The sequence below is a fragment of the Enterobacter sp. PGRG2 genome (assembly GCF_030291195.1).
GTDB lineage: Bacteria > Pseudomonadota > Gammaproteobacteria > Enterobacterales > Enterobacteriaceae > Enterobacter_D.
On record NZ_CP127837.1, the window covers coordinates 1853369 to 1855034 of the forward strand.

1 protein-coding gene is annotated in these 1666 nt (G+C 61.3%); it reads right to left on the reverse strand.

Going from position 1 to position 1666, the window contains the following annotated elements; genetic code table 11:
- Positions 1-41 precede the first annotated feature (41 nt).
- The coding region (locus QRD42_RS08040) for a class I mannose-6-phosphate isomerase (RefSeq protein ID WP_321988580.1) at positions 42-1666 on the reverse strand (1625 nt) is incomplete at its 5' end.

Here is a 1666-nt window from a genome sequence, read left to right on the forward strand (position 1 = left end):
CGCCAGCGGGCCATGGGTGGCAATGATCACGTTTATCATCTTTATCCCCTTACCCAGGCTTTGAGCGTGGCGCACTGCTGCCCGTCGCCGCAGGGCGAAATGCGGTACTCGCCCACGGCGGCGGGAATAATGAAGGTTTCGGCATAATGCACCACGAAGGGCGCAAAGGCCCCGTCCGGGCTGTCAACCAGCGCTTCTGTGCCCTCCACCAGATTGAGCACGTTAACGCCGCCCTCTGTGTGATGGGTGACCGGTGCGGTAAACCAGTGGCGGCGGGTTTCGATAAACTCCCGTTCATGCAGTCCGGTACGCTCTTCGCGCCAGCCTTCGCCTTCGGCGACCGTCTCGATACGGTTGACCAGATTGTCGTGCACCCAGGCGGTATCACGCTGCCAGTCGATCACCTGCGCGCCGTGATGCAGATGCACCGGGCGCGGCAGGCCGTCCATCCCCACGCGATCCCAGTCCCATAGCTTGAAGGTGAAAATATAGGGCGTGGCACTGACTTCCAGCACCATGGTGCCCGCGCCGGAGCAGTGCACCGTGCCCGCCGGGATCAGGAAGTGATCGTGTTTGCGCGCCGGGATCGGATTTACAAAGCGGGCGTCGTCGAAGCGCTTTTCTCCCCGGCTGGCGGCGTGCAGATCGTCCAGCATTGCCTGCGGAACGATGCCGGTTTTCGTGCCGAGATACACCACCGCCTCCGGCGTTGCGTCCAGAATGTAGTAACTCTCATCCTGAGTGTAATGCATGCCAAACTGCTGCTGAATGTATTCCGTCAGCGGATGCACCTGCAGGCTCAGATGCTGGCCGCCGATGGTGTCGAGAAAATCAAAACGGATCGGGAACTCCGCGCCAAAACGGGCGTGGACTTTCTCACCTAACAGCGCGCGGGGTTGCAGCAGCACCAGATCCTGAGCGGGGATCTCGATCCGCACAGCGCCAAACCGTAGCAACAGGCTGTTTTCCTCGGGCACGCAGTCAAAACACCAGGCATAGTTTGGTTTTGTGGGATCGAGATCGAATTGCTGTTTCATCCACTGGCCGCCCCACACGCCAGGGTCGAAAAAGGGCATCACGCGAAACGGTTGTTGCACGGTCTGCGCCAGCCCGGCGCGAAACGCCTCGCCGCTGACCAGCGCCGGGGCATCGCCAGCGGTGGTATCCAGCAGAAAATCGGCACGTTTAAGCAGCGGCGTTTTATGGCGATCGAATACCCGCCACTCAATAAAAAAGGCGCGCTTGTAGCGCCTCAGAATATCCTCATCGGCATTATCCGCGCCCCAGTTGCCCAGCTCGCCGCTGCGCATCCGCTGCTGAATTTCCCAGCGCGGCAGATCGGCGTACACCAGTACATCGCCGGGATGCACCAGCGCTGCGCCCGGGCCATAGATCACCGTCAGGCCGTCGCTGGCCTCGCTTACCTGCTGGCGCAGCGCCCGGAGTTTGTCGTCATCAAAGAATTCCACTAACTGGTGGCAGGAGAGCACGCCAAACACCCGGTCGTCCGTAAGATTACGCGCCAGCAAATGATGCAGGGCCTGCGCATCCCGACGGGCGTGCTCCACGTTAATCACCCGCGCGGCCCCGAGCGTGGGCAGCATGGTTTCTTCCAGCTCGCGCAATCGCACGCCTGGATAGCAGTCGATCACCAGTACGCTGCCCG